Source organism: Catellatospora chokoriensis, from assembly GCF_011297315.1.
Classification (GTDB): domain Bacteria; phylum Actinomycetota; class Actinomycetes; order Mycobacteriales; family Micromonosporaceae; genus Catellatospora; species Catellatospora citrea.
In genome coordinates, this window is record NZ_JAAOTI010000009.1 from 110,098 (window position 1) to 127,740 (window position 17,643).

13 protein-coding genes and 1 riboswitch are annotated in these 17,643 nt (G+C 73.5%); of the genes, 6 read left to right on the forward strand and 7 right to left on the reverse strand.

Features of this window, described 5'->3' with window-relative positions:
* The first annotated feature begins 113 nt into the window (after window positions 1-113).
* The 3 genes from HAV39_RS15330 (at window position 114) to gcvP (ending at window position 5,580) form a co-directional block, all read left to right on the forward strand.
* Complete coding sequence (locus HAV39_RS15330) at window positions 114-1,334, forward strand: cysteine desulfurase-like protein (RefSeq protein ID WP_191839887.1); 1,221 nt, start codon at window positions 114-116, stop codon at window positions 1,332-1,334.
* 58 nt (window positions 1,335-1,392) lie between these two features.
* Window positions 1,393-2,370, forward strand: coding sequence for a zinc-binding dehydrogenase (locus tag HAV39_RS15335; RefSeq protein ID WP_191839888.1), 978 nt, complete (start codon window positions 1,393-1,395; stop codon window positions 2,368-2,370).
* Between the two features lie 219 nt (window positions 2,371-2,589).
* Window positions 2,590-2,678, forward strand: a riboswitch (glycine riboswitch).
* A gap of 97 nt (window positions 2,679-2,775) precedes the next feature.
* Complete coding sequence (gene gcvP, locus HAV39_RS15340; RefSeq protein WP_191839889.1) at window positions 2,776-5,580, forward strand: aminomethyl-transferring glycine dehydrogenase; 2,805 nt, start codon at window positions 2,776-2,778, stop codon at window positions 5,578-5,580.
* 121 nt (window positions 5,581-5,701) lie between these two features.
* Here gcvP and HAV39_RS15345 read toward each other — a convergent pair whose 3' ends face one another.
* Window positions 5,702-5,899 carry a DUF5999 family protein gene (locus HAV39_RS15345; protein WP_120321268.1) on the reverse strand — a complete coding sequence of 66 codons (198 nt, stop codon included), beginning with the start codon at window positions 5,897-5,899 and terminating at the stop codon, window positions 5,702-5,704.
* A 175-nt stretch (window positions 5,900-6,074) separates the two neighbouring features.
* Here HAV39_RS15345 and HAV39_RS15350 point away from each other — a divergent pair, with 175 nt between their 5' ends.
* Complete coding sequence (locus HAV39_RS15350; RefSeq protein ID WP_373311662.1) at window positions 6,075-7,283, forward strand: chorismate-binding protein; 1,209 nt, start codon at window positions 6,075-6,077, stop codon at window positions 7,281-7,283.
* A gap of 113 nt (window positions 7,284-7,396) precedes the next feature.
* On the opposite strand, the gene HAV39_RS15355 is transcribed toward HAV39_RS15350, so the two are convergent.
* The 4 genes from HAV39_RS15355 to HAV39_RS15370 all read right to left on the reverse strand — a co-directional run bounded on the left by HAV39_RS15355 (window position 7,397) and on the right by HAV39_RS15370 (window position 13,657).
* A complete protein-coding gene (locus HAV39_RS15355; RefSeq protein WP_191839891.1) occupies window positions 7,397-9,136 on the reverse strand; it encodes a substrate-binding and VWA domain-containing protein in 1,740 nt (579 codons plus the stop codon).
* 168 nt (window positions 9,137-9,304) lie between these two features.
* Window positions 9,305-10,507 carry an alanine racemase gene (locus HAV39_RS15360; RefSeq protein WP_191839892.1) on the reverse strand — a complete coding sequence of 401 codons (1,203 nt, stop codon included), beginning with the start codon at window positions 10,505-10,507 and terminating at the stop codon, window positions 9,305-9,307.
* Window positions 10,497-12,107: an IucA/IucC family protein gene (locus HAV39_RS15365; protein WP_191840043.1), complete on the reverse strand. Its 1,611-nt coding sequence runs from the start codon at window positions 12,105-12,107 to the stop codon at window positions 10,497-10,499. Before HAV39_RS15365 ends, HAV39_RS15360 begins: the two co-directional genes overlap by 11 nt.
* The gene (locus HAV39_RS15370; protein WP_203736149.1) at window positions 12,107-13,657 is read right to left on the reverse strand and encodes an IucA/IucC family protein; all 1,551 of its coding nucleotides are present in this window, start codon (window positions 13,655-13,657) and stop codon (window positions 12,107-12,109) included. Before HAV39_RS15370 ends, HAV39_RS15365 begins: the two co-directional genes overlap by 1 nt.
* A gap of 294 nt (window positions 13,658-13,951) precedes the next feature.
* Here HAV39_RS15370 and HAV39_RS15375 point away from each other — a divergent pair, with 294 nt between their 5' ends.
* Window positions 13,952-14,896, forward strand: a complete 945-nt coding sequence (locus tag HAV39_RS15375) for a hypothetical protein (protein ID WP_191839893.1) — start codon at window positions 13,952-13,954, stop codon at window positions 14,894-14,896.
* Between the two features lie 83 nt (window positions 14,897-14,979).
* On the opposite strand, the gene HAV39_RS15380 is transcribed toward HAV39_RS15375, so the two are convergent.
* Complete coding sequence (locus HAV39_RS15380; protein ID WP_239120384.1) at window positions 14,980-15,858, reverse strand: EamA family transporter; 879 nt, start codon at window positions 15,856-15,858, stop codon at window positions 14,980-14,982.
* Between the two features lie 82 nt (window positions 15,859-15,940).
* Between HAV39_RS15380 and HAV39_RS15385 the strand changes: the two genes are divergently transcribed.
* The gene (locus tag HAV39_RS15385) at window positions 15,941-16,900 is read left to right on the forward strand and encodes a LysR family transcriptional regulator (RefSeq protein ID WP_120315447.1); all 960 of its coding nucleotides are present in this window, start codon (window positions 15,941-15,943) and stop codon (window positions 16,898-16,900) included.
* Here the strand turns inward: HAV39_RS15385 and HAV39_RS15390 are convergent.
* The gene (locus HAV39_RS15390) at window positions 16,841-17,617 is read right to left on the reverse strand and encodes a sulfite exporter TauE/SafE family protein (RefSeq protein ID WP_191839894.1); all 777 of its coding nucleotides are present in this window, start codon (window positions 17,615-17,617) and stop codon (window positions 16,841-16,843) included. The two genes, HAV39_RS15385 and HAV39_RS15390, sit on opposite strands and share 60 nt — an antisense overlap.
* Window positions 17,618-17,643: the final 26 nt, after the last annotated feature.

Sequence of the window (17,643 nt, forward strand, 5' to 3'; positions counted from 1 at the left end):
GGGGAAGGTGCCGCAATCGGGTCGCCGGTTCCCGCACCTTCCCCGAAAGTGCAGCACGCCGACCGGCCGTTTGGATCATGACGGGAGCGGGGCGGGTGGTTAGGGTGGCGGGCATGGCGTTCGACATCGCGCGGGCTCGCGCTGCATACCCGGCCTTGGGTGAGGGTTTCCGGCACTTCGACGCGGCCGCGGGTTCGCTGGTCGCGGAGCCGGTCGCGCAGGCGGTCGACGCCGTGTACCGGGGCGCGGTCGCCAACCGCAGCGACGCCTTCGCGCCGGGCCGCCGCGCGATCGCCATCGTCGCCGACGCCCGCCGGGCGGTCGCCGACCTGCTCGGCGCGGACCCGGCGGGGGTGGTCTTCGGCAACAGCGCGACGTCGCTGGTCTACCTGGTGGCGCGCACGCTGGCGCAGTCGTGGGGTCCGGGCGACGAGATCGTCGTGTCGCGGCTGGACCACGACTCGAATGTGCGCCCGTGGGTGCAGGTGGCCGAGGAGCAGGGCGCGACGGTGCTCTGGGCCGAGTTCGACCCGGCGACCGGGAAGCTGCCGACCGACCAGTACCGGGACCTGATCAGCGAGGCGACCCGGCTGGTCGCGGTGACCGCGGGCAGCAACGCCATCGGCACCAGGCCCGATGTCGCCGCGATCGCCGCGCTGGCGCACGCCGCGGGCGCCCTGGTCTTCGTCGACGGCGTGCACGCCACCCCGCACCAGCCGACCGACGTCGCCGCCCTCGGCGCGGACTTCTACGTGACCAGCGCGTACAAGTGGTCCGGGCCGCACCTGGCCGCCTGCGCCGCCGACCCGGCGCTGTGGGCCGGGATGTTCCCGGCGAAGCTGCGCCCGTCCAGCGACGCGGTGCCGGAGCGCTTCGAGTTCGGCACGCCGAGCTTCGCCTCCCTGGCCGGGGTCACCGCCGCCGTCGACCACCTGGCCGGCCTCGACCCGGCCGCGACCGGCACCCGGCGCGAGCGGCTGCTGACGTCGCTTTCCGCGGTACGCGACTACGAGGCGGACCTGTTCGCCCGGCTCGTCGACGGTCTCACCGGGATCGACGGGGTGTCGCTGTGCCCGGCCCCGGCCGACCGCTGCCCGACGGTGTCGTTCCGGGTCGGCTCCCAGCACCCGGCGGAGACGTCGAAGGCGCTCGGCGACGCCGGGATCTGCGCGTTCGCCGGGGACTACTACGCGTGGGAGTACTTCCACACGATGGGCCTGCGCGAGTCCGGCGGGGCGGTGCGGGCGGGCATCTACCACTACACGACCGCCGGCGACGTGGACGTGCTGCTGGACGCGGTGCGCGCGCTGGCGAAGCAGGCCGCCGGGGCTTGACTTCGAGTGCGCTTGAGCTTCTAGCGTCGTCGGCATCCGACGCACACCAGGAGCGACCATGCACGCCATCCGGCAGTACGAGTTCGGCCCGGCCGAGAACCTGCGCTACGAGGAGGTCCCCGACCTGATCCCCGGCGAGGGGCAGGTGCTCATCGAGGTCGAGGCGGCCGGGGTGCATCTCATCGACACCACGATCCGCTCCGGCAGCCCCGGGCCGTTCCCGCCGCCGCGGCTGCCGATGACCCCGGGCCGGGAGGTCGCCGGCCGGGTGGGCGGCACCGGGCCGGGCGTCGACCCGGCCTGGCGGGGTCGGCGCGTGGTCGCGCACCTGGGTATGACCAGCGGTGGGTACGCCTCCCGCGCCGTCGCCGCGGTCGCCGCCCTGCACGAGATACCCGAGCCGCTGACCGCCCCGGCCGCCGTGGCGATGATCGGAACGGGCCGGACCGCGGTGGGCGTGCTGCGCCTGGCGCAGCTGCGCGACAGTGACGCGGTGCTGGTCACCGGCGCGGCCGGGGGCCTGGGCACGCTGCTGGTGCAGGCGGCGCAGCGGGCCGGGGCGCTGGTCGTCGGCGCGGCGGGCGGGCCGGACAAGGTGGCCCTGGTGCAGCGCAACGGGGCCGACATCGCCGCCGACTACCGCGAGCCCGGCTGGGCCGGGAAGGTGCGCGCCGAGCTGGGCGAGCGGGACCTGACCGTGGTGCTCGACGGCGTGGGCGGCACGGAGGGCCGGGCGGCCCTGGAACTGCTCGCCCCGCTGGGCCGCTTCCTGATCTTCGGCGGTTCGGCGGGGACGCCGACCCAGCTCACCACGCAGGACCTGTACGCCCGCGGCATCGTCGCCTCCTCGGCGATCGGCCCGGCCATGATGAAGGTCGCCGGGGGCCTGCGCCCCCTGGAGGAGCAGGCCCTGCGCGACGCCGCCGAGGGCTGGTTCACCCCGGCGATCACCACCTTCCCCCTCGCCGAGGCCGCCCGCGCCCACACCGCCCTGCAGACCCGCGCCACCACCGGCAAGGTCGTCCTGATTCCCTGACCGTCCGGCCCTCCCGCCCCATTCGTCCCGCCTCGACCGCCGCCGCGCCCTCTTGATCATCCGATTTGCCAGGCACATAGGTGAATGGGTTCGCAAGATACGCACAGGTGCCTGGCACGTCGGGCGATCAAGGGGCGCGTGGGCGGCGGGTTGGCGGCGTGGTGAGTGGCCTGGGTTACGGTGCCGAAACACACGTGCTGGTAGCGTGGGCGGTGCCGGCACACCCGTGTGGGAGAGTCCGCGTAAAGCGGCGCCGAAGGGGCAATTCCTCCCCGGAACCTCTCAGGCACCCGGACCATACGGGCATGGCGACTCTGGAGCGGCGCGACCGCCGTGGCGAGGCTCACGGGCGTCGTCCGTGACAGAGGGGGAGGACTTCCATAGTCCTCGACCCCGGAGTCCCACATGAGCGCCTTCGTAGACCGTCACATCGGTCCCGGTTCTGAGCAGACCGAGCGCATGCTCGACGCCGTCGGCTACTCCTCGATCGAGGAGCTGATGGACGCCGCCATCCCCGAGGTGATCCGCTGGCACGGCACGCTGGACCTGCCCGCCGCCGCCACCGAGGCGGAGACCATCGCCGAGCTGCGCGCCTTCGCCGCCCGCAACACCGTGGCCACCTCCATGATCGGCCTGGGCTACTACGGCACCCACGTGCCCGGCGTGATCAAGCGCAACGTGCTGGAGAGCCCGGCCTGGTACACGGCCTACACGCCGTACCAGCCGGAGATCAGCCAGGGCCGGCTGGAGGCTCTGCTCAACTTCCAGACCGTGGTCACCGACCTGACCGGCCTGGCCACCGCGAACGCCTCCATGCTCGACGAGGGCACCGCCGCCGCCGAGGCGATGACGCTGGCCCGCCGGTCGTCGAAGAGCAAGAGCAACGTGTTCGTCGTCGACGCGGACACGCTGCCGCAGACCATCGACGTGATCACCACCCGGGCCGAGCCGCTCGGCATCGAGGTGCGGATCGTCGACCTGGACACCGAGGAACTGCCCGAGCAGTTCTTCGGCCTGCAGCTGCAGTACCCGGGCGCGTCCGGCGCGCTGCGCGACCACGCCGCCCTGATCGAGACCGCGCACGCGCGCCAGGCCCTGGTCTCCGTTGCCGCCGACCTGCTGGCGCTGACCCTGGTCCGCGCCCCGGGCAGCATCGGCGCCGACATCGCCTGCGGCAGCGCCCAGCGCTTCGGCGTGCCGATGGGCTTCGGCGGCCCACACGCCGGCTACCTCGCGGTGCGCGCCGGCCTGGAGCGCTCGCTGCCCGGCCGCCTGGTGGGCGTCTCCAAGGACGCCGATGGCACCCGCGCCTACCGGCTCGCCCTGCAGACCCGCGAGCAGCACATCCGGCGCGAGAAGGCGACCAGCAACATCTGCACCGCGCAGGTGCTGCTCGCCGTCATGGCCAGCATGTACGCCGTCTACCACGGCCCGGACGGCCTGCGGAAGATCGCCCGCCACGCCCACGACAGCGCGAGCCGCCTGGCGGTCAGCCTGCTCACCGGCGGCGTCGAGGTCGCGCACACCGCGTTCTTCGACACCGTCACCGCGGTCGTGCCGGGCCGCGCGCAGACCGTGGTCGCCGCGGCCGAGCGCGACGGGATCAACCTGCGCCTGGTCGACGCCGACCGGGTCAGCGTGTCCTGCGACGAGACCACCACGGTCGCGCACCTCAAGGCGGTCTGCGCCGCGTTCGGCGTGGCCCTGGCCGAGCCGCGCCAGGCCACCGCGATCCCGACGGCGCTGGCCCGCGACACCGAGTTCCTGACCCACGAGGTGTTCTCCAGCCACCACAGCGAGACGGCCATGCTGCGCTACCTGCGCCGCCTGTCCGACCTGGACTACGCGCTGGACCGGGGCATGATCCCGCTGGGCTCGTGCACCATGAAGCTCAACGCCACCACCGAGATGGAGGCGGTCACCTGGCCCGAGTTCGGGCAGCTGCACCCCTTCGCGCCGGAGCACCAGACGGCCGGCTACCGCGACCTGATCGCGCAGCTGGAGGGCTGGCTGGCCGAGGTCACCGGCTACGACGCGGTCAGCGTGCAGCCCAACGCCGGATCCCAGGGCGAGCTGGCCGGCCTGCTGGCGATCCGGGCCTTCCACCGCGCCAACGGCGAGGCCCACCGCGACGTCTGCCTGATCCCGTCCAGCGCGCACGGCACCAACGCGGCCAGCGCCGTGATGGCCGGTATGCGCGTGGTCGTGGTGGCCTGCGACGACTCGGGCAACGTGGACCTGGTCGACCTGGACCGGGCCATCGAGAAGCACCGCGACGACCTCGCCGCGATCATGGTCACCTACCCGTCGACTCACGGCGTGTACGAGACCGGCATCGCCTCGCTGTGCGCCAAGGTGCACGAGGCCGGCGGCCAGGTGTACGTCGACGGCGCGAACCTCAACGCGCTGGTCGGCTTCGCCAAGCCGGGCAAGTTCGGCGCGGACGTGTCGCACCTGAACCTGCACAAGACGTTCTGCATCCCGCACGGCGGCGGCGGCCCCGGCGTCGGCCCGGTGGCCGTGCGCGCGCACCTGGCCCCGTTCCTGCCGGGCAGCTCGGACGTGTCGGCGATCAGCGCGGCCCCGCACGGTAGCGCCGGCATCCTGCCCATCCCGTGGGCATACCTGCGCATGATGGGCCCGGAGGGCCTGGCGGCCGCGACCGGCACCGCGGTGCTGGCGGCCAACTACGTCGCGGCCCGGCTGCGCGACCACTACCCGGTGCTCTACAGCGGCAACAAGGGCCTGGTGGCCCACGAGTGCATCCTCGACCTGCGGCCGATCACCAAGGCCACCGGCGTGACGGTGGACGACGTGGCCAAGCGCCTGATCGACTACGGCTTCCACGCGCCGACGATGTCGTTCCCCGTCGCCGGCACCCTGATGGTGGAGCCGACCGAGAGCGAGGACCTGGGCGAGCTGGACCGGTTCGTGACCGCGATGATCTCGATCCGTCGCGAGATCGACAAGGTGGGCTCGGGGGAGTGGCCGGCCGGGGACAACCCGCTGGTCAACGCACCGCACACGGCGTCGATGGTGACCGGGGACTCCTGGGAGCACGCGTACCCGCGAACGGTTGCGGCCTACCCGGGTCTGGTGAGCGCGTCGGAGCGCGCCGGCAAGTACTGGCCGCCGGTCCGGCGCATCGACGGCGCGTTCGGGGACCGGAACCTGGTCTGCTCGTGCCCGCCGCCGGAGGCGTTCGCCTGAGGTCTGCTGCCGCCGGCCCGGGGAGGCGTCCTACGACGCGGGCTTCGGGCCGGCTCGGCGGGTGTGACAATGAGATGATCTTCGGGGCGCGCCGTCGCGCCCCGGGTTCGCGCCGCTAGGGTCAGGCCATGGCGTGCACTGCGGGACCGCGGTGCGGGGCGATGCTCGACCCGTCGGGGAGCAGCTCGCCGGTGTCCTCGAAAACGATGACGCCGTTGCAGAGCAGGCTCCAGCCCTGCTCAGGGAAGGACGCGACGACCTTGGCGGCGTCGTGGTCGATCGCGTCGGCTGAAGGGCAGACCGGTTGGTGCTGGCACAACATCGGGGTTCTCCGCGATTCGGTTAGGGGTGGTGGCGTTGGAAGCTCGATCTGAGACCGTCCGTCGCCGGTGTGCTGTCGATCACAACAGTGACGCACGCTACCAAGCCGAACGAGCCTTTTACGAGCAGGTAACGCAGGGCCTTTCTAGATATCAACCTTTCGGACGAGCGGAATGAAGCCAGTCGGTCTAGCCCCCACCCACGGGATGGCCAGGGATATTCCCGGCATACCGGTGACGTGCCGTGACCAGGCGTGGGAACGCTCCCGGCTGGAGTGGCGTGTGGGCGACCCGGGCGATCCGGCCACGCTGGTGGAGAACTTCCTGGCCCGGCATGGTCTGCCGGTCGGCGACCTGTCCGGGCCGTCGCTGGCCGGGCTGGCCCATGAGGTGTGCGGCGCCGCGCTGTTCGTGTCCGCGGCGGGTGGAGCCGCCATGATCGGCGGCTGCCTCGGGGCGCCCAGCCCCGCGCCGGCCGTGCCGGACGTCGTCGTCGTGGTCTACGAACACACGGCAAACGTACGCCTCCAGGAGCCCGCGGGTGGTGACCTCGGCCGAACGGTGGGGGCGTGGCGGCTCGGCCCGTGGCGGCCGTCCTGGAGCCCTTCGCGCCATGCCGAGGCCGTGCAGGCGGTCCGCGAGGCGATCGCCCGGGGAGACGTTTACCAGGTCAACATGGTCGGCCATGCCGCCGCGGAGTACCACGGCGACCCGCTGCCCGCGCTGCGCCGGGTGACCCGGCTGCCCGGGGCCCGGTACGCCGGGATCCTGCAGGGCGACGGCTGGGCCGTCGGCTGCGCCTCCCCGGAGACCCTGCTCGAGGTGCGCGGCGGGCACGCCGTCACCCGGCCCATCAAGGGCACCGCACCCGCGACCGAGACGGGCCGGGTCGAGCTGCTGGCCTCGCCCAAGGAGCGCGCCGAGCACATCATGATCGTCGACCTGCAGCGCAACGACCTGTCCCACGTCGCGGTGACCGGCACGGTGCGGGTGCCCGAGCTGTTCGCCGTGCGCCGGTGGGCCGACCTGTGGCAGGCCGAGTCGGAGGTCAGCGCGCGGCTGCGTCCCGGCACCGGCCTGGCGGAGGTGCTGCGGGCGATCTGCCCCGGCGGCTCGGTCACCGGCGCGCCGAAGTTCGCCGCGCTGCGCGAGATCGCCGCCCTGGAACCCGTCGGCCGCGGGGCGAGCATGGGCGCGCTGGGCTGGATCGGCCCCGACGGCATCGACCTCGGCCTGACCATCCGCACCGTCGTCGCCGACGGCCGCCGGCTGCACGTCTGGGCCGGCGGCGGCATCACCATCGACTCCGACCCCGCCGCCGAGGTGGCCGAAGCCGCCGCCAAAGCCGCCCCCGTCCGCGCCGCCCTCCACGGCCTCATCTGACCGCCCTTCACCTGGCGCAACGTTCAAGGACTCGCGGCCTCAGGATGTCCCTGAGGCCGCGAGTCCTTGAACGTCGCGAGGAGGGGCGGGCCCGGCAGGGCCGCCCGGGGTCGTCACTGGTAGTCGAAGATGGCGGCGCGCAGGACGTTGCCGATGTCGTAGGAGCGCTCGGAGCTGTAGGTGCTGACACCCGTGGCGGCCGAGATCTTTTGCAGCGCGTCGCTGTTGGACGGCTTGCCCAGAGCGATGGTGACCACCTTGACCGGGCGCTCCTTGTCCGCGCCCTTGATCTTCTCGATGAGCTGGTCGAGCTTGAGGCCCTGCAGCTGGTCGTCGTCCGCGCCGTCGGAGAGCAGCACGATCATGTTCGTCGCGCCCGGCACGTAGTTCTTCTGCATGTTCTGGTACGCCGCCCAGACCGTGTCGTACATACCGGTCGCGCCGCCCGGCTCCAGGGCCTTGAGCTTGGACTTGAGCTGGTCGCGGCGGGCCTTGCCGGCGACCTCCTCGGTCAGCTTGCCGAGCGGGACCAGCTCCTTGTACGCCCTGTTGCCGGTCTGCTTGGACGAGAAGCTCCACAGGCCGACCTGGGCGTCGTCGCCGAACATGTCGACGGCTTCCTGCGCGCCCGACTTGGTCAGGTCGAGCTTGGTCTGGCCGTCGGTGCCCCGCACCACGCTGCCCATGGAGCCCGACACGTCGAGCACCAGCAGCATGTTGGTGGGACGGGTGAGCGCCCGCCACGTCTCCGTGGTCTTGGTGATCGACTCGGTGAGCAGCACGCCGCCGGGCAGCGCGGTGAGCTTGCTGATCACGCCGTTGGCGGTGGACAGCTGCGGGCCGGGCTGGCGGTTGGAGTCGCGGTAGCCCAGCTTCTGCACCTCGCTGCGAGCGGCGTCGCCGCGCAGGTAGGTCAGGAACGCCTCGGCCGCGCCGATGCGCTGCGGGTTGGTCCAGCCGGCGTTCTTCAGCACCAGGTACGGGTTGTCGGCCTCGGTGGTGGCGTTCTGCGGGTAGACGGCCACCAGCTGCAGGTCGGGGTGCTCGGTGTTGTGCCGCACCACGTCCTGCTCCAGGGCCGGGAACGCGTTGACCGTCTTGCCGCCGCTGCTCACGTACTCGGCGAACAGTTCCTCGGTGCTGGTCCTGTAGATCGCCATGCGCTGCTCCAGCGCGAAGACCCGGCCCAGCTCGGTCGGGTCGACCTCGGTGTTGTCGTCGGCGTCGATGATCGCCGACAGGGCCAGCAGACCGGCGGTGGATGCTCCGGGGTCGCTCATGCCGACCTTGACGGAGCTGTCCTGCGCGAGCTTGTCGAGCAGGTCCTTCCAGTCGAGCTTGGCGTCGGGCCAGCCGAGCTTCTCGGCCGCGGTCTTCGGCATGGCGATGACGACGGGCGTACGCGCCACGCTCGGCAGCAGGTCCGGCAGGACCTTGTCGGCTGCCTCGCTGCCGGCGGCGGCTGCCTTGACCCAGGCGCTGGACGGCGGGACCCACACGTCGGGAGCCGGGCCGGAGACGGCCGTGTCCCACTCGCGGGTCAGTGCGCGCATGGTCGCCGCGGTGTCCTGCTCGCCGATGACCACCTTGGCGCAGACGCCGTCGACGGACGGGTTGGTCTCGGACCACTTGCCGGCCAGGGAGCGCAGCAGGGTGGCCGTGCCCGGGGCGGCCACGACAGTGGCCTCGGTGCTGCCACTGCACGCGTCCTTGATGACGTACACGTAGCCGATGGTCGCACCGGAGCCGATCAGCACGAGCGCCGTCGGGATGACGATCCACGGTGCGATGCTGCGGCGACGGCCGCCACCGCGCCGGTGCGATCGGACCGTGGAGTTACGGCCGTTCGGCATCGGGGCCTCCGCTTTCGAGGGGTGTCGAGGGGGGTGAAAGGGGGGTGTCACGCACCACAACTCGTGGTGGACCGGCACAGTCTAGGGCGTTGTCAAGCCAGGTCGAACAGTGCGGACCATCTCGTGATCATCCGATTCGCTGGGTAGACGTGAGATCACGCTGCGCGTTCAGAGGACGAGGAAATCCGGCTCCGGGTGGCGCAGGAACGCGTGGTGCGAGATGTCCCAGCCATATGCCCCGGTACGCCCGAAAACCAGTAGATCCCCGACCCGCAGCCGGTCCACGCGCTGCCCGCGGCAGAGCACGTCGCGCGGCGTGCACAGCTCGCCGACGGCGTCCACCGCCACCCCCGCGACCTCGGGACGGGGCCACGGCGCGTCCCACCGCTCCACCGGCAGCACGGTGAACGGGTGGTCGTATCCCCACGCCGCGGGCAGGCGGAAGTGGTGCGTGCCGCCGCGCAGCACCGCGAACCAGCGGCCGTGCGTGTGCTTGAGGTCGAGCACCTCCGCGGCGTACCAACCGGTGTCGGCGGCGAGCCACCGGCCCGGCTCCACCAGCAGCTCGACCCCGTCCGGCACGCGCACCCGCAGCTCGTCCAGCGCGAACACGGCGTCCCCGGCGTAGTCCACGCCGAAGCCGCCGCCCGCGTTGACCGTACGCAGCGGCACGCCCAGCCGCCGGGACGCCTCCGCCGACCAGCGCAGCGCCTCGGCGAGGAAGGCCGAGTGCGCGGCCGCGTCGAGGTTGTTGGAGACCGCGTGCAGGTGCCAGCCGGACAGGTCGAGACCGGGCAGCGACCTCGCCAGCGCCACCGCCTCGGGCAGCTGCGCCTCGTCGACGCCGAACGGGGTCGGCGCGCCCGTCATCGCATGCGTGCCGGGCAGTCCCGCATCGGCGCGGTTCACCCGCAGTGTGATGGCCGCGGTCGTGCCCGCCCGCTGTGCCAGCAGGCTGAGCCGCCGCAGTTCGAGGGTGCTCTCCACGTTGACCGTCGCGCCCAGGCGCAGCGCGTGGGCCAGCTCCGCCTCGGTCTTGGCCGGACCGCCGAACACGATCCGCGCCGCCCCGGCCGCTTCGGCCAGCGCGAGCTCGCCGCTCGAGGCGACCTCCAGCCCGTCGCAGGCCTCGGCCGCCGCCGCCACGACCGCCGGATGCCCGTTGGCCTTCACCGCGTAGCAGACGGTGACGCCCGGCAGCGCTCGCCGCAGCTCGGCGACGCGGGCCCGCAGCACGGCCGGGTCGTAGACGTACGCGCAGACCGGCCCGCCGAGTGCGCGCAGCGCCGCCGCCACCCGCTTCGGGACCGTATGCGGGCGCACGGACACCGCCGCCGCGTCGCGGAGCGGGAAGCGCTGGTCAGAGGCCATGGAGCGGATTCTGCACCGGGACGTAGAGGTCGCCCGCACCGGCCAGCCGCATGCGGGTCAGCGCCTTGTGCGGCACCGTCGCGGCCGTGTAGAAGGCGTGGTCGGGGTGCCCGCGCAGGCTCTCGTCCACCACCTCGCGCACGATCCGCCAGGCGGCGTCGGCGGCCAGACCGTGCGACTGCCCGAGGCGCAGCACCAGCTCGCCCAGGTGTGCCTGGAACGCGGTGTAGGCCACCTTGGACAGCAGCACCGTCTCGTCCTCGGTGCCGATCACCGAGCCGGGCCACAGCCGCAGCCTCGCCCCGGAGCCGGCCAGCCGCGGGTGGTGCACGCGCAGGCCCGCCAGGTCCCGCAGGCCGAGCCGGTGCGGGACGCCGTCGAGGAAGGTCGGGACGCAGTTCTGCAGGTGCGCCTCCAACCCGATGCCGTGCCGGGCGGCCAGCGCCAGCACCGGCGGCAGCAGCAGCCCGGCGTACTCGCGCAGGAAACCGGCCGCCGCGGTGCGCGGGCCGGTCAGCGCGCGGGCGGCCGCGTACCGGTCGACCAGGCCGGACAGCAGAGTCCGCCCGCTGACCGGGTCGAGCGCGGCCAGTGAACTCGCCGGGACCGGCTGCTCGCCCGCGGCCAGCCGGCCGCCCAGCCCGTCACGCACGATGGTGCTGAGCTGGCGGCCGTCCTCCAGCAGCCCGGCGACGCCGGCGGGCTCGGTCATCAGCAGCACCCGCCCGCCGCCGGGCACCCGCTCCAGCAGCTGCGCGAGCACCGCGCTGAGCGCCGGGCCGTTGCGGGTGGAGGCGATGGAGATGCTGCGCCGGGTCGAGGTGACCTGGATGTCCAGCGACAACTTGAGGTAGGTCGACCCCGGCGGCAGCACCGTACGAAGCGCCGCGGTGGGCCGGGCCGGCAGCACCTCGTCGAGCACCCGCAGCGTGCCGTCGGCGAACAGGCCCGGGTGCCGGCCGGTCAGGTGCCGCAGCTGCCAGATGTGCGCCGGCAGCAGGAGCCGCCCGCCGGGCGCGGCGACGCCGAGCCGTTCGGACAGGTCGTCACCCAGCGCCAGCTCCGGCGGCACGGCCAGGAAGCCGATCGCGGTCGACTCGCTCTCCAGGTCGTGCGCGATGAGGTCGCCGGTGCCCCAGCCCAGCCGGGTGCGCCCGCACGGATGCAGGTTGTGCCCCTCGACCGCGAGCTGCTCCAGCCGGGCGGTGCGCTCGTCCGGCGCTGTGCCGTCGAGCAGCGCGAGCATGTCGGGCGCGCCCGCCACCGCGGCGGCGGCGCGGTGCCCGGGGTCCATGGACGCGCGCCGGGCATACGCCAGCGCCAGCCCGTGCACCGCGCTGTCCAGCTCCGCCCGCAGGCCCTCGTGGGTCACCAGGGTGACCGGGTCCACGTCGACCGGGTCCAGCAGCACCCGGTCGAAGCCGTGCCGCTCGCCGCGGAAGCGGGCGCGCGCGTCGCCGATGTCCTCGCGCCACAGCGCCTCGGCCAGCCGCGTGGCCACGGTGACCCGGGCCCGCGGCAGCGCGTCGAAGTAGCCGTGCACCAGCTGCGGGGCCAGGTCCGCCAGCTCGGCGGCGATGGGGTCGGTGAGCGGGCGCATCACGCGGCCAGGGGATTGGGCAGCTGCGCCCAGACGTCGTCGAGCGGGTCGTCGGCCAGCCGCATCGCGGTCGTCGCCTTCAGCGGCAGCGGGTCGCCGAGCACGGACTGCGCGTCCGCGGCGGCCGACGGCGGCAGGCTGTCGTACGCCTGCTCGACCCGGTCGCGGACCAGGCGCCACAGCTGCTGCGGCTCGATGCCGTACTCGCGCGACAGCACGGCGATCGGCTCGCCGAGCGCCACCGCGATGCCCGAGCCCAGCGCCTTGGCCCGCAGCTGCGCCGGGTCGTCACTGGCCAGGTCGCCGTGCAGGGCGGGCACGTCGACGCCGTGGCGGCGCAGCCGGGCGGGGCTCAGCCGCACCCCGCCGACGTCGCGGTAGGACAGCCCCGTCGGCCGCCCGTGCGTGAGCGTGACCAGCAGGTTCTGCCCGTGCGCCTCCAGTGCGACGCCCCGGTGCAGCAGCGTCAGCAGCACCGGCACGATCAGGGCGGCCAGGTCGGCGAGGAATCCGGCCGGGTGGCCGCCGTAGCCGAGCAGCACCGCCTCCCGGATCAGCGGGCGGCCGTCGGCCGGCGACGGTGCGGCCAGCGCCGCGACCGGCAGGATCACCTCGTTCGGGCCGGGCCGGGCGGCCCGCCGGACGACCACGGCGAGGCTGCGCAGCGGCGTCCCGTCGGTGTCCAGCACGGCACCCCCGGCAAGCTCGGGCCACACCTGCAGGCCGAGGTCGGCGGCGACGACGGACAGCAGCTTCGACACGACCGGGCCGTTGCGCACCGCGGCCGGGGACACGATCCGCACCGCGCTGGTCATCTGCACGTCGACGGCGGTCTTGTAGTGCCGCGTCGGGTCGGCGACCGCGGCCAGGGTGCGCAGCGACATCAGCGGCATGGCCGCGATCCGGGCGCCGTCGGGCTTGAGGAAGGGGTACGCCGACAGCACGTGCTCGCGCTGCCACGGGTGCACGGGCAGCCGCGGTGCGAGCCCCGCGCCGGTGGTCAGCCAGCGCTTGGCCGGCACGGTGAACACCTCCAGCTCCACCGTCGGCCGGTGCTCGGGCGCGAAGCGCAGCACGTCGGCCTGCGACATGCCCATCCGGGTGCGGCAGCACGGATGCAGCGGGTGGCCGTCCACCACGGACTGCTCCAGCAGCGCCAGGCCGTCCGGGCGGCCCGCGAGCACGGTCAGCGTCGGCTCGCCGCCGGGCCGGTACGGCTGGGCGGCGCGGGCCAGGGCCAGCCCCGCCACGCTCGCGTCGACCTCGGTGGTCAGCCGCGCGACGTCGCCGGGCAGGCGCAGGGCGCGCAGCAGCTCGACCGGGTCGTCGAACGCCCCGGCGTCGGTGACGACGCGCATGCCCTCGGGCGGGACCGCGAACGGCTGCGCCAGCGCGGTCGACCCGATCAGCCGCCGGCCGCTCGCCAGGGTGACCCGGGTGTCGCCGCCGTATGCCTGCCGCTCGACGACGCCCGGCAGCGGCTCGCGGACCAGCGCGCCCCAGAGCCGGGCCAGGATCGCGGCGCGGGCCCCGGGGAGTGTCTCGCTCACACTCGGCACGCTGTTGATGGTCGACTCCCTCGTCCGACGGGCTCGGCAGAGATCCAGTGTGGACCACCGGTGCCGTCGCCTGCCAGCACCCGTCTCAGCCTAGCGTCCTAGGATCCGGTAGGCGCGGTGCCGTCCGACACGCCCGGCCCGGCCACCCGCGCCGCTTCGGCGATGATCGCGAGTTGGTGTCCAGATCTGTGGTCGGGGCACAGATCTGGACACCGAACGGCGATCTTGAGCACCGGTCGGGTGGACGGCGGCGCGGGCTTGCCGGGTGCTGCTGCAATGTCCGCCATGGGACACGGGGACATGGAGGCGCGGCTGTCGGCCGCCGCCGAGGCGCACCGGGAACAGCAGGCCGTGACGGCCCGTCACGACGAGTTGCTTCGGCGGGTGGCCGAGGCCGACGCTCAGGTGCTGGAGCTGTCGCAGGCGCACGAACTGGAGGCGCGTGACGTCGCCCGACTCGAGGGGATGACTCTCACTCGGGTGGTTGCCGCCTTGTGGGGGACGCGCGACGACGCGATCGCCCGCGAGCGGGCCGAGGCCGACGCCGCGGCGTACCGGCTGGCTTCGGCGAGGGCCGACACGGACGCGCTGCGGCGCGAACTCGACGGCGTCGCCGTCCGGCTGGCCGCGCTGCACGACGCCCCCGCCCGGTATGCCGCGGCGCTCGACGAGAAGCAGCGCCTGCTGGCCGAGACCGGCGACCCCCGCGCCCGGCAGCTGCTCGAACTCGCCGAGCAGCGCGGTGTCGCCGAGGCGGAGGTCAAGGAGATCGCGGAGGCGCGGCGGGCGGCGGCGTCGGCGACCGAGGCGCTCGCGGAACTCGGGCGACTGCTCGACATCGCGGCCGAATCGTCGGTGTCCGACATGCTCGTCGGCGGCATTTTCACCAGCCTGTTCAAGCACCAGGAACTCGACGAGGCGGCAGCCGCGGCGGCCCTCGCCGACCAGCGCGTCGCGGCCCTGAACGCGGAGCTCGCGGATGTATCGGGCAGGGGGACCGCGGCAGCGCTCGTCATCGGCGAGCTGACCCGGTTCGCGGACGTGTGGTTGGACAACATCTTCACCGACTTCGCCGTCCACGACCGGATCAAGAAAGCGCAGGCCCGCGTCGAGGAGTGCGACAAGCAGGTCGCCCGGATCGGCGGGCTGCTGGCCGAACGGCACAAGTTCGCGTCCGAGCGCCTGTCGATCATCACGGCCCGGCGGGAGCGGGCACTGCTCGGCTCGTGACGGCGAGTCCCCTGCTCAGGGCCGGTCATGGGTGGGCAAGGGCACCTTCTACAACGCATAGCGATGTGAAGGTGCCCTTCCTTTCAGCGGTGGCTGGAGCGTTGGGTGCCGATGCCGGCGGCGACGACGAAGGCGATGCCGGCGATCTGGAGCGGGTGCGGGGTCTGGTGGAGCAGGGTCGCGCCGACGGCGAGGGCGAAGGCGGGTTCCAGGCACATCAGGGTGCCGAAGGCGGCGACGGTCAGGCGGCGCAGGGCGAGCAGCTCCAGGGCGAACGGCAGCACCGGCAGCAGGAGCGCCAGCCAGGCTCCCTGGACGAGGATCTCCCCGGTGAGGTGGGGCAGGGCCTGGGGTGCGCCGATGGTGGCGGCGGCGACGGCGGAGACGGGCATCGCGATGGCGAGGCCTTTGACGCCGCTGAAGCTGTCGCCGACCCGCTGGGTGAGGATGATGTAGCCGGCCCAGCCCGCGGCCGCGACCAGCGCGAGCGCGACGCCCACGAGGTTGATGTCGCCGCGCCAGGGGCGGGTGAGGGCGAGCACGCCGGCCAGGGCCAGCGCGGGCCACAGCAGTCCCCAGCGGCCGGTGCGGCGCAGCACGGCCAGCGACAGCGGGCCGAGGAACTCCAGTGCGACGGCGGTGGCCAGCGGGATGCGGGCGATGGATTCGAAGAAGGCGATGCTCATCGCGGCGCTGACCACGCCGAGGCCGACCGCGCCGAGCAGGTCGTGCCGGGACTGGGCGCGCAGCCATCGCGGCGACGGGCGGGCGATGAGCACGAAGGCGAGGGCGGCCCAGCAGCCGCGCAGCCAGGCGGTGCCGGCGGGGCCGATGTCGTCGAACAGGCGGGTGGAGGCGGCCGCGCCGACCTGCACGGAGAGCATCGAGCCCATGATCAGCCCGATGGCCGGGGCGGTGCTCTGACGGCGGGCGGTGCTGGTGGCGATGTCGACGGCGGTCACCACTCCATGTCACCGGACAGAGATCACGCCGTCCACCACGGGTCTGCGGACGGACCGTCCGCGATTCGCGGATGATGGGGGCGTGGACACCAGGCTGCTGCGCGTGCTCGTCGAGTTGTCGGACCGGGGCACGCTGCGCGCGGTCGCCGAGGCCACCGGGTACGGCACGTCGGCAGTGTCGCAGCAGTTGGCGACGCTGACCCGGGAGGTCGGGGCGCCGCTGGTCGAACGCACGGGGCGGACGGTGCGGCTGACTCCGGCGGGTCGGCGGCTGGTGACGCACGCGCGGCCGATCCTGGCGGCGGTGGACGCGGCCCGGGCGGCGCTGGCCCGGGGCGGGGAGCCGGGCGGGGCGGTGCACGTGGCGGCGTACGCGTCGGTGCTGTCGGGGGATCTGATCCCGGTGGTGCGGGAGCTGGCGGTGTCGCATCCGGGGTTGCAGCTGCTGCTGCAGGAGCGTGAGCCGCCGGAGGTGGTGCGGCTGCTGGAGGAGGACGAGGTCGACCTCGGTTTCGTCTACGACTACGACCTGGTCCCGCGCGGCTATGACGGGTACACGGTGCGGCAGCTCTGCGAGACGCCGATGGTGCTGGCCGTGCCCGCGGAGCGGACGCTGCCCGACGAGATCGACGAGCCGGGGCGGTTGTGCGCGCTGGCGGGGCAGTCGTGGGTGGTGAACTCGCGCGGGCCGGCCGACGACGAGCTGGCGGTGCGGGTGTGCGCGCTGGCGGCGTACCAGCCGATGATCGAACATCGGGCGGACAGCATGGATCTGGTGCTGGATCTGGTGTCGGCGGACCTGGGGGTGGCGCTGGTGCCCGGTTACCTGCCCGAGCATCCCGGCGTGCGGTACGTGCCGATGCCGGGGGTGCCGGTGCGGCGGCGCATGTTCTCGATCACCAGGCCGGGCCGGGAGCATTGGCCCGCGGTGAGCCTGGTGATCGAGCGGGTCGCCGCCCACGCGCTGGCGGAGCGGTGGCGGTCAGGCCAGCCACTGGTCGTAGGACAGCCGGGCGATCAGGGCCAGCACGACCACCAGTAGCACGATGCGGACGAACCCGGACCCGCGCTTGATGGCCATCCGGGCGCCGAGCTGGGCTCCGATGATGTTGCAGACGGCCATGGCCGCGCCGAGCTGCCACCACACGTGCCCGCCCCAGGCGAACACGATGAGCGCGCCGAGGTTGGTGCCCGCGTTGACGATCTTGGCCATGGCGGAGCCGTGCAGGAAGTCCGCGCCGATGACGGTGGTGAAGGTGAGCACCAGGAAGGTGCCGGTGCCGGGGCCGATCATGCCGTCGTAGAGCGCGATGAGGCCACCGGCGAGCGCGACCGCGAGGGCGGCGCGGCCGCGGGTGCGGCGTTCGGGGTGGGCGTAGATGCCGTTGTTGGGGCGGAACGTGACGAACAGCGCGACGGCGACCAGGATGCCCAGCACGACCGGGCGGTAGACGTCCTTGTTGGGGGTCAGGGCGATGGCCAGCCAGGCGCCGATGCCGGACACGACCACGGCGATCGCCCCGGCGGGCCCCGCGACGCGCCAGTCGATGCGGGTGCGCCGCGCGTAGGTGATCGCGGCGCTGGTGGTGCCGGCGATCGCGGTCATCTTGTTGGTGCCCAGGGCGGTCGCCAGCGGCACCTGGGGCAGGCCGATGAGCAGGGCGGGGAGCAGGAGCAGGCCACCTCCGCCGACCACGGCGTCCACCCACCCGGCGGCGGTGGCGGCGGTCAGCAGCAGGCTGAGGCTACCGGCGTCCACGAGCCGGCACGGGGGTGCTGTGGATC